Here is a 13,430-nt window from a genome sequence, read left to right as displayed (position 1 = left end):
CCCCTCTCAAAACAGCCCAAAAACCACTCTATAATTCAAAGCTATTCCTCAATAGCTCAGTCGGTAGAGCGCCGGACTGTTAATCCGTAGGTCCCTGGTTCGAGCCCAGGTTGAGGAGCCAAAAAGACAAGCCTCTGCATTCACGTGCAGAGGCTTTTTCTTTGGCATCAAATCAAGAAACACTCATCATCTAACCAAGCAAATGTTCCATTGTTTGACTGGTTTGCTCAGAACCGGTTGTGTGTGCCCGACACACTGGATCGTGCCTGAAGTTTCTTGATCAGTTTTCGACCCAGATGCGCTTTGATGGCTGGTGAATAGAACAAGGAATCCCCGCCGCTTTCCAGCTGCAACAATTGAGCACTAGAAATTGCGTTTTCTGCGGCAAATCGAGTGCTGTCAATCTGCGCTTCCAGCCTGAGCTTTTGCAGCACAGTAGCTTCTTCCTCGGACCAGGGTTCCCAGGCTGAGTTCATGGCTCCAGCGCTTTCAAGTCAAGACCTTTGCACAAAGCCAACAAATCAGACAGCTGTGGTGTTTCCATCTTCTGCAAAACGTTGGCTCGGTGTTTTTTGGCCGTATCGGGCAAGATGTCCAGGTGCTCTGAGATACCCTTGTTGGTGTGCCCTTCCAGCATCAAGGTGAACACCGCGCGCTCACGCGAACTCAAAGTCAGCCACTTGCGGCGTATCTCGTTTTTTCGAATGAATATTTCCCGATTCAAGGCATCCAAAGCCAGCCCACGCTCAATAGCGTCAATCAGGTCCTGAATCTGAAATGGCTTCAACAAGAACTCGATCGGTTGGCCTTTCATAGCCCGGATGATTTCTTCGGACTGGCTCTCACCACTGATGAAGATGATGGGCGTATGCCGCCCCAACGTTTTCATTTTTTCCTGCAACTCGATGCCGGACATGTTGGGCATGCGCACATCCAGCACCAAAACCGCCGGGAACATGTCAAAGGATTGCTGCAGGAACGTTTGCGCGCTCTCATAGCCCTCAATGCTATAACCCATCTGCCCAAGCAAATCGGTCAGATAAACACGGATGTCAGAATTGTCATCGACAACGTACACATGACCGCGAGTGGAGGCACTCATTTGAAATTACAAAATTAACAGAGTTGTCAATATTAGGCTCGAGAAGCCGCCTTGGCCACCCCTATTTGGGGACATTGAGCCATATTTTTACCCAAGAACCTCAAAGTCAGCACGCCTCGCCATCGCTTCGCTCAGGCTGACAGCAGCAAAAGGATACAGAAAGGATTTAAGCGCACAAACAAAAACGAGCTAAACCTGATAAGGTTTAGCTCGTTGATGTTTTATCAAAAATGGTCGGCGTGGCGGGATTCGAACTCGCGACCCCTTGCACCCCATGCAAGTGCGCTACCAGGCTGCGCTACACGCCGACAAGACTTAAATTATAACCGGATAAATCAGACCTCAAGCGTGAGCAAGGCTCTAATTTCAAGCAGCTCTTGATGAAGAGGTGAAGAAGCGATCTCGGAAAAGAAAAATTCGGACCTCGCCGAAACCGGCTGATCACCCGGCTGCTTAGACAGCGCGTCTGAGCGGCTGCGCAAATCAGCAGGATCAAAGCCTTCAGAAGCATCACGTCTCAGCTGGCGATCAGTCTGAACCAACTCTTGCAATCGATTGCGTGCACCGCTGATGGTGAAACCTTGGTCGTAAAGCAGGTCACGGATGCGCCGGATCATCAACACTTCGTGGTGTTGGTAATAGCGGCGATTACCTCTGCGTTTGACGGGCCGCAATTGCGTGAATTCCTGCTCCCAATAGCGCAAAACGTGCGGTTTGACGCCACACAATTCGCCCACTTCACCGATGGTGAAGTAGCGCTTAGCTGGGATGGAGGGAAGCGGACTGTCCATGAACGACAACAAGTTACGTGGAAAGCCTTGTAGCTTACTGCAACTCAGACACCGGCGTCCAGACGAATCAACGCGGAGCGAAAAAGTCGACAGACAAAACAAAAAGCACTTGGGATTTCTCTCAAGTGCTTTTGTATCGGGAATTTTTTGGTGGGCAGTACAAGTTTCGAACTTGTGACCCCTGCAGTGTGAATGCAGTGCTCTACCCCTGAGCTAACCGCCCTACGCTTCTCAGCGAAGGTCTGAATTATCGCATAAAAATACCGTCGAATTGACCTGCATGCGCAAAAAATGAATTCTTGTCAGCGGCCTCAAGCGGCGTGTAATTGACGCCAAACGGTTTTACCGCCACTGGACTTATCGAGTTGCGACAGCACCTCTTCGTGCGCGGCCACCTCTTGTGCATTGGCCGATAAGATGGGCAAAGCGTATTGCCGCAAGTCCACTTGCACCAGCACACTTTGCGAATCGCTGGGCGTATCGCCCGCATCGATCAACAAAGCCTCTTGCCCGCGCGTCATGTTGATGTAGACGTCGGCCAGCAGCTCGGCATCGAGCAAGGCGCCGTGCAGCGTACGGCCCGAGTTGTCCACTTCCAGGCGATCGCACAGGGCATCGAGACTGTTGCGTTTGCCGGGGAACATTTCCTTGGCCAGGGCCAAGGTGTCGATCACGTTGCTGACATAGGCCTTCAAAGGCTTTTTACCGACGCGTTCAAGTTCTTTGTTCAAAAAACCAATGTCAAACGCCGCGTTGTGGATGATGAGCTCGGCATCGGCCAAGTAGTTCAGGATGTCTTCGGCCAGTTCGGCAAACTTGGGCTTGTCGCGCAAAAACTCGTTGCTGATGCCGTGAACCTTGAGCGCGTCCTCGTGGCTGTCGCGCTCAGGGTTGAAATAGAAATGCAGGTTGTTACCGGTGAGCTTGCGCGCGTAAAGCTCCACACAGCCCAGCTCGATGATGCGGTCACCGCCCTCGGCCGAAAGGCCCGTGGTTTCGGTGTCCAGAACGATTTGACGCATGGATGGTCACTCCGGCTCAGTGAAGTTCTTTGGCGTGGTTGATGGTGTAACGCGGAATTTCGATCACCAAATCACTCTTGGCCACAAAGGCCTGGCAGCTCAAACGGGAGTTGGGCTCCAGGCCCCAGGCGCGGTCGAGCAGGTCTTCCTCGGTTTCTTCCATCTCATTGAGTGTGTTGAAGCCTTCGCGTACCACCACATGGCAGGTGGTGCAGGCCGCGCTCATGTCGCAAGCGTGTTCGATGTTGATGTGGTTGTCGAGCAGCGCTTCGCAAATGCTGGTGCCAGCAGGCGCGGTGATCTCGGCGCCTTGGGGACAATACTCAGGATGGGGCAGGATTTTGATGACGGGCATAGGTGTCTTTGCAGTGGGAACTGGCTCTTACAAAGCCTGAATGTTTTGACCGGCCAGGGCTTTCTGGATGCTGTGGTTCATGCGCTCGGCAGCAAAGGCTTCAGTGCCCTTGGCCAGCGCCTGAGTGCAGGATTCCAGCGCTTGGGCGTCTTGCTCAGTTTGAATAGCCGCTTGCAAGGTGGCCATCAGGGCGTCGATCGCGCTGCGCTCTTGCGCTTGCAACAAATGGCCGTCGGCCGCCAAGGCGCTGCGCGTAGCCAGCAGCATGCGATCGGCGTCGACCCGTGCCTCGACCAGGGCACGCGCCTTCATGTCGGCTTGGGCGGTGGTGAAGCTTTCTTGCAGCATGGTGGCGATCTGATCGTCGCTCAGGCCATACGAGGGCTTGACATCGATGCGGGCTTCGACACCGCTGATTTGTTCTTTGGCGCCCACACTCAGCAGGCCATCGGCATCGACCGTGAAAGTCACGCGGATGCGGGCAGCACCTGCGGCCATGGGTGGGATGCCACGCAACTCAAAGCGGGCCAGGCTACGGCAGTCTTGCACCAGATCGCGTTCGCCCTGCACCACATGCAGCGCCAGCGCGGTCTGGCCGTCCTGGTAGGTGGTGAAGTCTTGCGCCATGGCGGTGGGGATGGTCTGGTTGCGCGGGATGATGCGCTCGACCAGGCCGCCCATGGTTTCGATACCCAAGGACAGCGGGATCACATCCAGCAAAAGCAGTTCGCCAGCGGCGTTGTTGCCCGCCAATTGGTTAGCCTGAATGGCCGCGCCCAGAGCGACGACTTCGTCGGGGTTGAGGTTGTTGAGCGGGGCCTGACCAAAAAAGTCGGCCACGGCTTGCTGGATTTGCGGCATGCGGGTGGAGCCGCCCACCATGACCACGCCTTGCACGTCTTCTTTTTCCAGTTTTGCATCACGCAGCGCTTTGCGAACGGCGGTGATGCAGCGGGCCGTCAGGGCCTGGGTGGCTTGCTCGAAATCGGCGCGGCTGATTTGCACCGACAAAGCGCCGGTGGACAGAGCCACATTCAGGCTGGCGGTGTCGGCGTTGGTCAAAGCCTCTTTGGCTGCACGGGCCGCTGCCTTGAGTTGGGTTTTGTCTTCGGCTGTGGCGGCTTGCAAGCCAGGCTGCTGGGCCATGGCGAAGTCGGCCAGGGCCTGGTCGTAATCGTCACCGCCCAAGGCCGAGTCGCCGCCAGTTGACAGCACTTCGAACACGCCTTGCGTCAGGCGCAGGATCGAAATGTCGAAGGTGCCGCCGCCCAGATCGAACACGGCGTAAACGCCTTCGCTCGCGTTGTCGAGGCCATAGGCAATCGCCGCAGCCGTGGGTTCATTGATCAGGCGCAGCACGTTCAAGCCGGCCAGTTGCGCGGCATCTTTGGTGGCCTGGCGCTGGGCGTCGTCAAAGTAGGCAGGCACAGTGATGACCGCGCCGTACAGGTCGTCGTTGAAGGTGTCTTCGGCGCGGTAACGCAGGGTGGCCAAAATTTCGGCACTCACCTCCACAGGCGATTTGGGGCCTTGCACCGTTTGGATGCTGAGCATGCCACCCTTGGCTGTGCCTTCGCTGGCGGTGAACTCATAAGGCAGTTTGCTGCGGTCGGCGATGTCGTTCAGGCCACGGCCCATGAAACGCTTGACCGAGGCGATGGTGTTGACCGGGTCAGTGGCCGCCGACTGCACCGCGTCAAAGCCGATCTGGCGACCTTGGCCCGGCATGAAGCGCACGACCGAAGGCAGGATCACGCGGCCATCGTCGTCGGGCAAACACTCGGCCACGCCGTTGCGCACCGAAGCCACCAGCGAATGGGTGGTGCCCAGGTCAATGCCCACCGCGATGCGACGCTGGTGCGGGTCGGGCGACTGGCCCGGTTCGGATATCTGCAATAAGGCCATGGTCAATCGGGAAAATTCAGGTCAATCGGTCGAGTTTAGCGTTCACTTCTTGCGTGAAGCGCTCGATGAACATCAGCGCCCTCACCTGCCCCACGGCCTGCACAGGGTCTTGGGCTTCATCCAGCAAACGGGCCAATTCTTGCTGCACACGGCGCTGCTCGGCAGACACTTCATCCGCCAGGGCTTCCAATCCTTGAGCGGATTCCGTATCGTCCAGGCTTTCACGCCATTCCATTTGCTGCATCAAGAATGCAGCAGGCATGGCCGTGTTGTTCTCAGCCTGCACGGGCGCTCCGCGCAGCTCACACAAATAAGCGGCGCGCTTGAGCGGGTCTTTGAGGCGCTGGTACGCCTCGTTGATGCGCACCGACCACTGCATGGCCACGCGCTGGGCGGCTGCGCCTTCGGCGGCGAAGCGGTCGGGATGGGCTTCGCGCTGCAGGGCTTTCCAACGGGCGTCGAGCTGTGCGCGGTCCTGCGCGAACTGCACCGGCACGTCAAACAGCTCGAAGTCGTTGGCTTGCAGCGAGATCACACGCGGAACGACTCACCGCAACCGCAGCGGTCACGCTCGTTGGGGTTGTTGAAGCGAAAGCCCTCATTCAGGCCTTCGCGCACGAAGTCGAGTTCGGTGCCGTCGATGTAGGCCAGGCTTTTGGGGTCCACCAACACCTTGACGCCGTGACCTTCAAACACCACGTCTTCAGGGGCGATTTCGTCCACGTACTCGAGCTTGTAAGCCAGACCCGAGCAGCCGGTGGTCTTGACGCCCAGGCGCACACCGACACCCGAGCCACGCTTGGCCAGGTAGCGGTTCACGTGCCGTGCGGCGGCAGCAGACAGTGTGATGGCCATGTCAGTTCAGGTGTTTCTTTTTGTAGTCATCCACGGCAGCCTTGATGGCGTCTTCGGCCAGGATGGAGCAATGGATCTTGACAGGTGGCAGCGCCAGCTCTTCGGCGATCTGACTGTTCTTCAGGGCCGCTGCTTCGTCGAGCGTTTTGCCCTTGACCCATTCGGTGACGAGTGAGCTGGAGGCGATGGCCGAGCCGCAACCGTAGGTCTTGAAGCGTGCGTCTTCGATCACCCCGGTTTGCGGGTTGACCTTGATTTGCAACTTCATCACGTCGCCGCAAGCCGGTGCACCGACCATGCCGGTGCCCACGCTGTCGTCGCCTTTGTCAAAAGAACCCACGTTGCGGGGGTTTTCATAGTGGTCGACCACTTTTTCAGAATAAGCCATGGTGTTTTCTCCGTATTCAGGTCAATGTGAACTCAGTGAGCGGCCCACTGGATGGTGCTCAGGTCGATGCCATCCTTGTGCATTTCCCACAGAGGGCTGAGTTCGCGCAGCTTGGCCACGTTCTCGCGGATGGTCTTGATCGCGTAGTCAATATCTTCTTCAGTGGTCCAGCGGCCAATCGTCATGCGCAAGCTGCTGTGGGCCAACTCGTCACTGCGGCCCAAGGCACGCAGCACATAGCTGGGCTCCAGGCTGGCCGAAGTGCAGGCCGAGCCAGACGACACGGCCAGGCCTTTGATGCCCATGATCAGCGATTCGCCTTCGACGAAGTTGAAGCTCATGTTGATGTTGTGCGGCACGCGCTGCGTGGCGTGGCCATTCAAAAACACCTGCTCCATGTCGCTCAGGCCGTTGATCAGGCGGTCGTGCAAGGCACGCGCCTTGGCGTTGTCTTGGGCCATTTCCAGCTTGGCGATACGGAAGGCCTCACCCATGCCAACGCACTGGTGGGTGGGCAAGGTGCCCGAGCGCATGCCGCGCTCGTGGCCGCCGCCGTGCATTTGCGCTTCCAGGCGAATGCGGGGCTTGCGGCGCACATACAAAGCGCCAATGCCTTTGGGGCCATAGGTTTTGTGGGAGGCCAGACTCATCAGGTCGATGGGCAGCTGGGTCATGTCGATCTCGACCTTGCCCGTGGCTTGCGCGGCATCCACGTGGAAGACGATGCCTTTTTCGCGGCAAAGATTGCCAATGGCGGTCACGTCCTGGATCACGCCGATTTCGTTGTTCACGAACATCACGCTGATCAGGATGGTGTCAGGGCGAATGGCAGCTTTGAGCGCATCCATGTTCAGCAAGCCATCGGCCTGCACGTCCATATAAGTGACTTCAAAACCCTGGCGCTCCAGCTCGCGCATGGTGTCCAGCACCGCTTTGTGCTCGGTCTTGACGGTGATCAGGTGCTTACCGCGTGACTTGTAGAAATGCGCTGCGCCCTTGATGGCCAGATTGTTGGACTCGGTGGCGCCGCTGGTCCAGACGATTTCGCGGGGGTCTGCGCCGATCAGGTCTGCCACTTGCTCGCGGGCGGTTTCAACAGCGGCTTCGGCTTCCCAGCCCCAGGCGTGGCTGCGTGAAGCAGGGTTGCCAAAGTGCTCGCGCAGCCAAGGGACGATGGCGTCCACAACGCGAGGATCGCAAGGGTTGGTCGCGCCGTAGTCAAGGTAAATGGGGAAGTGGGGCGTGGTCATAGCAGGGTCTTCTTTTCAATCAGGATTTGGCAAACACGTTGCCCAGGTCGAACACAGAATTGGGGGCTGTCAGGCGAATGGGCTTGGAAACGGGCATGGGGGCAATGGCGCGCTTGAGGGTGGGTTTGTTTTCGACCACCAGACCCTTGGCCAGCTGGTCGTCCACCAGCTTTTGCAGAGACACCGAGTCCAGAAACTCGACCATTTTGGAATTGAGCGAAGCCCACAGGTCGTGCGTCATGCAGCGACCGTCGCCACCGTTGCAGTTTTCCTTGCCGCCGCAATGGGTGGCGTCGATGGGCTCGTCCACCGACAAAATGATGTCGGCCACGGTGATGTCGGTGGATTTGCGGCCCAGGGTGTAACCGCCTCCGGGGCCCCGAGTAGACTCAACCAGGTTGTGGCGGCGCAGCTTGCCAAAGAGCTGCTCCAGATAGGACAGGGAAATCTGTTGGCGCTGGCTGATGGCAGCCAAAGTCACGGGGCCGGCATCTTGGCGCAGGGCCAGATCGATCATGGCGGTGACGGCAAAACGGCCTTTGGTGGTAAGACGCATAGCAGACTCCTGAAGTGGTTGGGGGCTTGGTCTTTGGCCTGCCTGAGCAGGATCCCGACTAAACGAGTCAAGTATAACGCAATCCCGATCAAATCACTCGGGTTATAGGGTCATTCACTGGCTTCTTAAGCCCGAATCAAAGGCACGACGTTGTCGCCGCCTGTGGCACCAAAGGCCTGCTCTTTAAGGATGGTCAACTGGTCTCGCACCTGGGCGGCCTTTTCGAACTCGAGGTTGCGGGCGTGCTCCATCATTTGTTTTTCGAGCTGCTTGATGGCTTTGGCGATGTCCTTTTCGCTCATGTCCTCGACCTTGGCCCGCTGCAGCGCGGCCTGCTCCAGTCGCTCGGCTTCCTTGCCCGATTTTTCGCTGTACACGCCGTCGATCAGATCCTTGACTTTTTTGACGATGCTCTGGGGCGTGATGCCCATGGCCTCGTTGTGCGCCAATTGCTTGATGCGCCGCCGCTCGGTTTCACCCATGGCTTTTTTCATGGACTCGGTGATGCGGTCGGCGTACAAAATCGCCCGGCCGTTCAGGTTGCGGGCGGCGCGGCCAATGGTCTGGATCAGGCTGCGCTCGGCCCGCAAAAAGCCTTCCTTGTCCGCGTCCAGAATGGCCACCAGCGACACCTCGGGAATGTCCAGGCCCTCGCGCAGCAGGTTGATGCCCACCAGCACGTCGAAAGCACCCAAGCGCAGATCACGCAAAATTTCAACCCGCTCCACGGTGTCCACATCGCTGTGCAGGTAGCGCACTTTCACGCCGTTGTCGCTCAGGTAATCGGTCAGTTGCTCGGCCATGCGCTTGGTGAGCGTCGTGATCAGAACGCGCTCGTTCTTGTCCACCCGGATGCGGATTTCCTGCAGCACATCGTCGACCTGGTGCGTGGCAGGGCGCACCTCCACCACAGGGTCCACCAAACCAGTGGGACGCACCACCTGCTCAACCACTTTGCCCGCATGCGTTTTTTCATAGTCGGCGGGGGTGGCCGACACAAAAATGCACTGGCGCATGCGCTTTTCAAACTCTTCGAACTTGAGCGGGCGGTTGTCCAGCGCGCTGGGCAGCCGAAAACCATATTCCACCAACGTGGTCTTGCGCGCCTTGTCGCCGTTGTACATGGCGTTCAGCTGGCCAATCATCTGGTGGCTCTCGTCCAGGAACATGATGGCGTCGGGCGGCATGTAATCGGTCAGCGTGCTGGGCGGGTCGCCAGGCGCTGCACCCGACAAATGGCGGGTGTAGTTTTCAATGCCCTTGCAATGCCCGACTTCGGACAGCATTTCCAGATCAAACCGGGTGCGCTGCTCCAGCCGCTGCGCTTCGACCAGCTTGCCCATGCCCACTAACTCTTTGAGGCGCTGGGCCAGCTCCAGCTTGATGGTCTCGACCGCCGCCAGCACCTTGTCGCGTGGCGTCACGTAGTGGCTGGACGGGTAGACCGTGAAGCGCGGAATCTTCTGGCGGATACGTCCGGTGAGGGGGTCAAACAGCTGCAGGCTGTCGATCTCGTCGTCAAACAGCTCGATGCGAATCGCCAACTCCGAATGCTCGGCCGGGAAGACGTCGATCGTGTCGCCGCGCACCCGGAACTTGCCCCGGCTGAACTCCATGTCGTTGCGCTGATACTGCATGCGGATCAGCTGCGCGATCACTTCGCGCTGACCCAGCTTGTCGCCCGTGCGCAGCGTCATGATCATGCGGTGGTAACTCTCGGGCTCGCCAATGCCGTAGATGGCCGACACGGTGGCCACGATCACCACATCGCGCCGCTCCATGATGCTCTTGGTGCACGACAGCCGCATCTGCTCGATGTGCTCGTTGATGGCCGAGTCTTTTTCGATGAACAAATCGCGCTGCGGCACATAGGCCTCGGGCTGGTAATAGTCGTAGTAACTGACGAAATACTCGACCGCATTCTTGGGGAAAAACTCGCGGAACTCGCTGTACAGCTGCGCAGCCAGTGTCTTGTTGGGCGCAAACACGATGGCGGGCCGCCCCAGCTGGGCGATCACGTTGGCCATGGTGAAGGTCTTGCCCGAACCGGTCACGCCCAGCAGGGTCTGGAACACCTCGCCGTCGTGCACCCCTTCCACCAACTCCTCGATGGCGACCGGCTGGTCGCCTGCGGGCGGATAGGGCTGGTACAGCTCAAACGGGGAGCCGGGGTAACTGACGAACTTCCCCGCTGCGTACTTGTCCGCATCAGACACAACTTCAACAACAGGAACTTCGGGCACGGTGGACATCTTTGTAAGCGCGGCCTGGCCAAACCAGGCGGCGGGGGCCGTTAAAATCAGGAACAACCCGAAAGCCTAACCGAGGAACGGGTTTCCTGCCACCACTGAACACAATCCAAGGACTTTCCATGTCTCTGTTTTCCGCCGTCGAAATGGCCCCCCGCGACCCGATCCTGGGTCTGAACGAACAATTCAACGCCGACACCAACCCCAACAAGGTGAACCTGGGCGTGGGTGTGTACTTCGACGACAACGGCAAACTGCCCCTGCTGCAATGCGTACAAGCAGCCGAAAAAACCATGATGGCCACCCCCACAGCGCGTGGCTACCTGCCCATCGACGGCATCGTGGCCTATGACAACGCGGTCAAGGCTTTGGTGTTTGGCGCGGATTCGGATGTGGTCAAGTCCGGTCGCGTCTCCACCGTGCAAGCCATTGGCGGCACAGGCGGCCTGAAAATCGGTGCCGACTTTTTGAAGAAAGTCAGCCCCAATGCCAAAGTGATGATCTCCGACCCCAGCTGGGAAAACCACCGCGCCATCTTCGTGAACGCTGGTTTTGAAGTCGAGAGTTACGCCTATTACGACGCGACCAAGCGCGGCGTGAACTTCGACGGCATGCTGGCCAGCCTGAACGCTGCCGCTGCCGGCACCATCGTGGTGCTGCACGCCTGCTGCCACAACCCCACCGGCTACGACATCACCGACGCCCAGTGGGACCAGGTCATTGCGGTCGTCAAGGCCAAGGGCCTCACGGCGTTCCTCGACATGGCTTACCAAGGCTTTGGCCACGGTATTCAAGAGGACGGCGCTGTCATTGGCAAGTTCGTAGCCGCAGGCCTCAACATCTTCGTGTCCACCTCGTTCTCCAAGAGCTTCAGCCTGTACGGTGAGCGCGTGGGTGCCCTGTCGGTGGTGGCGTCTGACAAGGAAGAAGCTTCCCGCGTGTTGTCGCAATTGAAAATCGCGATCCGCACCAATTACTCCAACCCGCCCATCCACGGCGGTGCCGTGGTGGCGGCTGTGTTGAACAACCCCGAGTTGCGTGCCCAGTGGGAGCAAGAATTGGCCGAAATGCGCGTGCGCATCAAGGCCATGCGCCAGAAGCTGGTCGATGGACTGAAAGCGGCTGGCGTCCAACAAGACATGGGCTTCATCACCCAGCAGATCGGCATGTTCAGCTACTCGGGCCTAACCAAGGACCAGATGGTGCGCCTGCGGACCGAGTTTGGCGTTTACGGCACTGACACCGGCCGCATGTGCGTGGCCGCGCTGAACAGCAAAAACATCGACTACGTGTGCGCTGCGATTGCCAAAGTCGTCTGACTTCATCCCTATCAAGTCTGACACCTGGCTTGCAACCGCCCCCGACGGGGCGGTTTCTTTTTGGGCGGTCCGGAAAGTGACTGCCGATTAGGGATCAAACTCAAAAAATACCGGATGGTCTCCTGTAGTATTGCTGCAGCGCACCATTTGTCGCGAGGGAAACTGCCACATGCTTTATCAGATTTTTGAAACCCAACGCTCGATCATGGAGCCTTTCTCCGATCTGGCCCAAGCTGCAGCCAAGCTGTACAGCAACCCCTTGAATCCCATGGCGCAAACCCCTCTGGCTCAGCGCGTTTCAGCCGGTTACGCCCTAATGCACCGTCTGGGCAAGGACTACGAAAAACCAGAGTTCGGCATCAAGACCGTGAAGGTCAACAAGACCGATGTCGCCATCCATGAGCGCGTTGAAATCGACAAGCCTTTTTGCGAGCTGCGCCGTTTCAAACGCTTCTCGGACGACCCCGCCACCTTGACGTTGCTCAAGGCCCAACCTGCGGTCTTGATCGTTGCGCCGTTGTCGGGCCACTACGCCACTTTGCTGCGTGACACCGTCAAGACCATGCTGCAAGACCACAAAGTCTACATCACCGACTGGAAAAACGCCCGCCTGGTGCCTCTGTCCGATGGCGAGTTCCACCTGGACGATTACATCAACTACGTGCAGGAATTCATCCGCCACCTGCAGTCCATCTATGGCCACTGCCATGTGGTGAGCGTTTGCCAGCCCACGGTGCCAGTGCTCGCCGCCGTGTCCCTGATGGCCAGCCGCGGCGAAAAGACGCCGCTGTCCATGACAATGATGGGCGGCCCCATCGATGCACGCAAGTCGCCCACATCGGTGAACAACCTGGCCACCAACAAGAGCTTCGAGTGGTTCGAGAACAACGTGATCTACCGCGTGCCACCGTCCTTCCCCGGCGCGGGTCGCCGCGTGTACCCCGGCTTCTTGCAGTACACCGGCTTTGTGGCCATGAACCCTGACCGTCACGCCACCAGCCATTACGACTACTTCAAAGACCTGATCAAGGGTGACGACGCCAGCGCCGAAGCCCACCGCAAGTTCTATGACGAGTACAACGCCGTCCTTGACATGGACGCCGATTACTACCTGGAGACCATCCAAACCGTCTTCCAGGAATTCAAACTGGTCAACGGCACTTGGGACGTCAAAGGTGTGGACGGCAAGATCGAGCGCGTGCGCCCGCAAGACATCAAGACCACCGCGCTGATGACCGTGGAAGGCGAGCTGGACGACATCTCCGGCTCAGGCCAAACACGCGCCGCACAAGACCTGTGCAGCGGCGTGCCCACCAGTGAACGCCAGCATCTGGAAGTGCCCGGCGCTGGTCATTACGGCATCTTCAGTGGCCGCCGCTGGCGCGACATCGTGTACCCGCAACTGGTCAAATTCATCCTGAATCACGCGCCCAAGGTGGTAGCCAAGGGCGCAGTAGCGGCCCCACCCAAGTCGGCCAGCCCAGCTGACAAGAAGGCTGTGGAAACCAAACCCACCCAAGCGGTGGTCAAGACCGCCATCAAGCCTGCGGCCAAAGTCACCAGCAAAGCCGCGGCCGTCACCCCACCCAAGACCTCGGTCAAAACCGCTTGGGTTGAGCCCAAGAAAAAAGCCTGAGG

14 protein-coding genes and 3 tRNA genes are annotated in these 13,430 nt (G+C 58.5%); 3 read left to right on the top strand and 14 right to left on the bottom strand.

Annotated elements, in window-relative coordinates; genetic code table 11:
• Positions 1-45 precede the first annotated feature (45 nt).
• Positions 46-121, top strand: a tRNA-Asn gene (locus tag ACHEXL_RS04355).
• A gap of 106 nt (positions 122-227) precedes the next feature.
• Here ACHEXL_RS04355 and ACHEXL_RS04350 read toward each other — a convergent pair.
• From ACHEXL_RS04350 to uvrB, 14 genes are all read right to left on the bottom strand, one after another.
• Positions 228-476 (bottom strand): hypothetical protein, encoded by a 249-nt coding sequence (locus ACHEXL_RS04350; RefSeq protein ID WP_416560802.1) that lies wholly within the window; start codon positions 474-476, stop codon positions 228-230.
• Positions 473-1,102, bottom strand: a complete 630-nt coding sequence (locus ACHEXL_RS04345; RefSeq protein WP_416560801.1) for a response regulator transcription factor — start codon at positions 1,100-1,102, stop codon at positions 473-475. Before ACHEXL_RS04345 ends, ACHEXL_RS04350 begins: the two co-directional genes overlap by 4 nt.
• Positions 1,103-1,333: 231 nt before the next feature.
• A tRNA-Pro gene (locus ACHEXL_RS04340) sits at positions 1,334-1,410 on the bottom strand.
• Between the two features lie 27 nt (positions 1,411-1,437).
• Positions 1,438-1,893 (bottom strand): MerR family transcriptional regulator, encoded by a 456-nt coding sequence (locus tag ACHEXL_RS04335; RefSeq protein ID WP_416560800.1) that lies wholly within the window; start codon positions 1,891-1,893, stop codon positions 1,438-1,440.
• A gap of 148 nt (positions 1,894-2,041) precedes the next feature.
• Positions 2,042-2,116: transfer RNA gene (locus tag ACHEXL_RS04330), tRNA-Val, on the bottom strand.
• Positions 2,117-2,204: 88 nt separating this feature from the next.
• Complete coding sequence (dnaQ, locus tag ACHEXL_RS04325; protein WP_416560799.1) at positions 2,205-2,915, bottom strand: DNA polymerase III subunit epsilon; 711 nt, start codon at positions 2,913-2,915, stop codon at positions 2,205-2,207.
• A gap of 16 nt (positions 2,916-2,931) precedes the next feature.
• Complete coding sequence (gene fdx, locus ACHEXL_RS04320) at positions 2,932-3,270, bottom strand: ISC system 2Fe-2S type ferredoxin (protein WP_416560798.1); 339 nt, start codon at positions 3,268-3,270, stop codon at positions 2,932-2,934.
• Positions 3,271-3,297: 27 nt separating this feature from the next.
• Positions 3,298-5,175 (bottom strand): Fe-S protein assembly chaperone HscA, encoded by a 1,878-nt coding sequence (gene hscA / locus ACHEXL_RS04315; RefSeq protein ID WP_416560797.1) that lies wholly within the window; start codon positions 5,173-5,175, stop codon positions 3,298-3,300.
• A 16-nt stretch (positions 5,176-5,191) separates the two neighbouring features.
• Complete coding sequence (gene hscB / locus ACHEXL_RS04310; protein WP_416561305.1) at positions 5,192-5,707, bottom strand: Fe-S protein assembly co-chaperone HscB; 516 nt, start codon at positions 5,705-5,707, stop codon at positions 5,192-5,194.
• Positions 5,707-6,030, bottom strand: coding sequence for an iron-sulfur cluster assembly protein IscA (gene iscA, locus ACHEXL_RS04305; RefSeq protein WP_108427864.1), 324 nt, complete (start codon positions 6,028-6,030; stop codon positions 5,707-5,709). The genes hscB and iscA overlap by 1 nt, the downstream gene beginning before the upstream one ends.
• A gap of 1 nt (position 6,031) precedes the next feature.
• Positions 6,032-6,418, bottom strand: a complete 387-nt coding sequence (iscU, locus tag ACHEXL_RS04300; RefSeq protein WP_019429402.1) for a Fe-S cluster assembly scaffold IscU — start codon at positions 6,416-6,418, stop codon at positions 6,032-6,034.
• A 32-nt stretch (positions 6,419-6,450) separates the two neighbouring features.
• Positions 6,451-7,668, bottom strand: a complete 1,218-nt coding sequence (locus ACHEXL_RS04295) for an IscS subfamily cysteine desulfurase (RefSeq protein ID WP_416560796.1) — start codon at positions 7,666-7,668, stop codon at positions 6,451-6,453.
• 19 nt (positions 7,669-7,687) lie between these two features.
• Complete coding sequence (gene iscR, locus ACHEXL_RS04290; RefSeq protein WP_416560795.1) at positions 7,688-8,224, bottom strand: Fe-S cluster assembly transcriptional regulator IscR; 537 nt, start codon at positions 8,222-8,224, stop codon at positions 7,688-7,690.
• A 125-nt stretch (positions 8,225-8,349) separates the two neighbouring features.
• A complete protein-coding gene (gene uvrB, locus ACHEXL_RS04285; protein ID WP_416560794.1) occupies positions 8,350-10,467 on the bottom strand; it encodes an excinuclease ABC subunit UvrB in 2,118 nt (705 codons plus the stop codon).
• Positions 10,468-10,595: 128 nt separating this feature from the next.
• Here uvrB and ACHEXL_RS04280 point away from each other — a divergent pair, with 128 nt between their 5' ends.
• Entirely contained in the window at positions 10,596-11,792 is a 1,197-nt protein-coding gene (locus ACHEXL_RS04280; RefSeq protein WP_416560793.1) for an amino acid aminotransferase, read from the top strand.
• Positions 11,793-11,961: 169 nt separating this feature from the next.
• A complete protein-coding gene (gene phaZ, locus ACHEXL_RS04275) occupies positions 11,962-13,428 on the top strand; it encodes a polyhydroxyalkanoate depolymerase (RefSeq protein ID WP_416560792.1) in 1,467 nt (488 codons plus the stop codon).
• Positions 13,429-13,430 lie beyond the last annotated feature (2 nt).

Origin of the sequence: Limnohabitans sp. YIMB22184 (genome assembly GCF_048020265.1) — a bacterium.
Classification (GTDB): domain Bacteria; phylum Pseudomonadota; class Gammaproteobacteria; order Burkholderiales; family Burkholderiaceae_C; genus Limnohabitans_A.
The sequence above is the reverse complement of the archived record's forward strand: the minus strand, read 5'-3'. Positions and strand labels throughout refer to the sequence as shown.

Excerpts from the sequence above, each read along its gene's own strand:
- ACHEXL_RS04350 (WP_416560802.1), bottom strand. The coding sequence starts at position 476 with ATGAACTCAGCCTGGGAACCCTGGTCCGAGGAAGAAGCTACTGTGCTG.
- ACHEXL_RS04345 (WP_416560801.1), bottom strand. The coding sequence starts at position 1,102 with ATGAGTGCCTCCACTCGCGGTCATGTGTACGTTGTCGATGACAATTCT.
- ACHEXL_RS04335 (WP_416560800.1), bottom strand. The coding sequence starts at position 1,893 with ATGGACAGTCCGCTTCCCTCCATCCCAGCTAAGCGCTACTTCACCATC.
- dnaQ (WP_416560799.1), bottom strand. The coding sequence starts at position 2,915 with ATGCGTCAAATCGTTCTGGACACCGAAACCACGGGCCTTTCGGCCGAG.
- fdx (WP_416560798.1), bottom strand. The coding sequence starts at position 3,270 with ATGCCCGTCATCAAAATCCTGCCCCATCCTGAGTATTGTCCCCAAGGC.
- hscA (WP_416560797.1), bottom strand. The coding sequence starts at position 5,175 with ATGGCCTTATTGCAGATATCCGAACCGGGCCAGTCGCCCGACCCGCAC.
- iscA (WP_108427864.1), bottom strand. The coding sequence starts at position 6,030 with ATGGCCATCACACTGTCTGCTGCCGCCGCACGGCACGTGAACCGCTAC.
- iscU (WP_019429402.1), bottom strand. The coding sequence starts at position 6,418 with ATGGCTTATTCTGAAAAAGTGGTCGACCACTATGAAAACCCCCGCAAC.
- ACHEXL_RS04295 (WP_416560796.1), bottom strand. The coding sequence starts at position 7,668 with ATGACCACGCCCCACTTCCCCATTTACCTTGACTACGGCGCGACCAAC.
- iscR (WP_416560795.1), bottom strand. The coding sequence starts at position 8,224 with ATGCGTCTTACCACCAAAGGCCGTTTTGCCGTCACCGCCATGATCGAT.
- ACHEXL_RS04280 (WP_416560793.1), top strand. The coding sequence starts at position 10,596 with ATGTCTCTGTTTTCCGCCGTCGAAATGGCCCCCCGCGACCCGATCCTG.
- phaZ (WP_416560792.1), top strand. The coding sequence starts at position 11,962 with ATGCTTTATCAGATTTTTGAAACCCAACGCTCGATCATGGAGCCTTTC.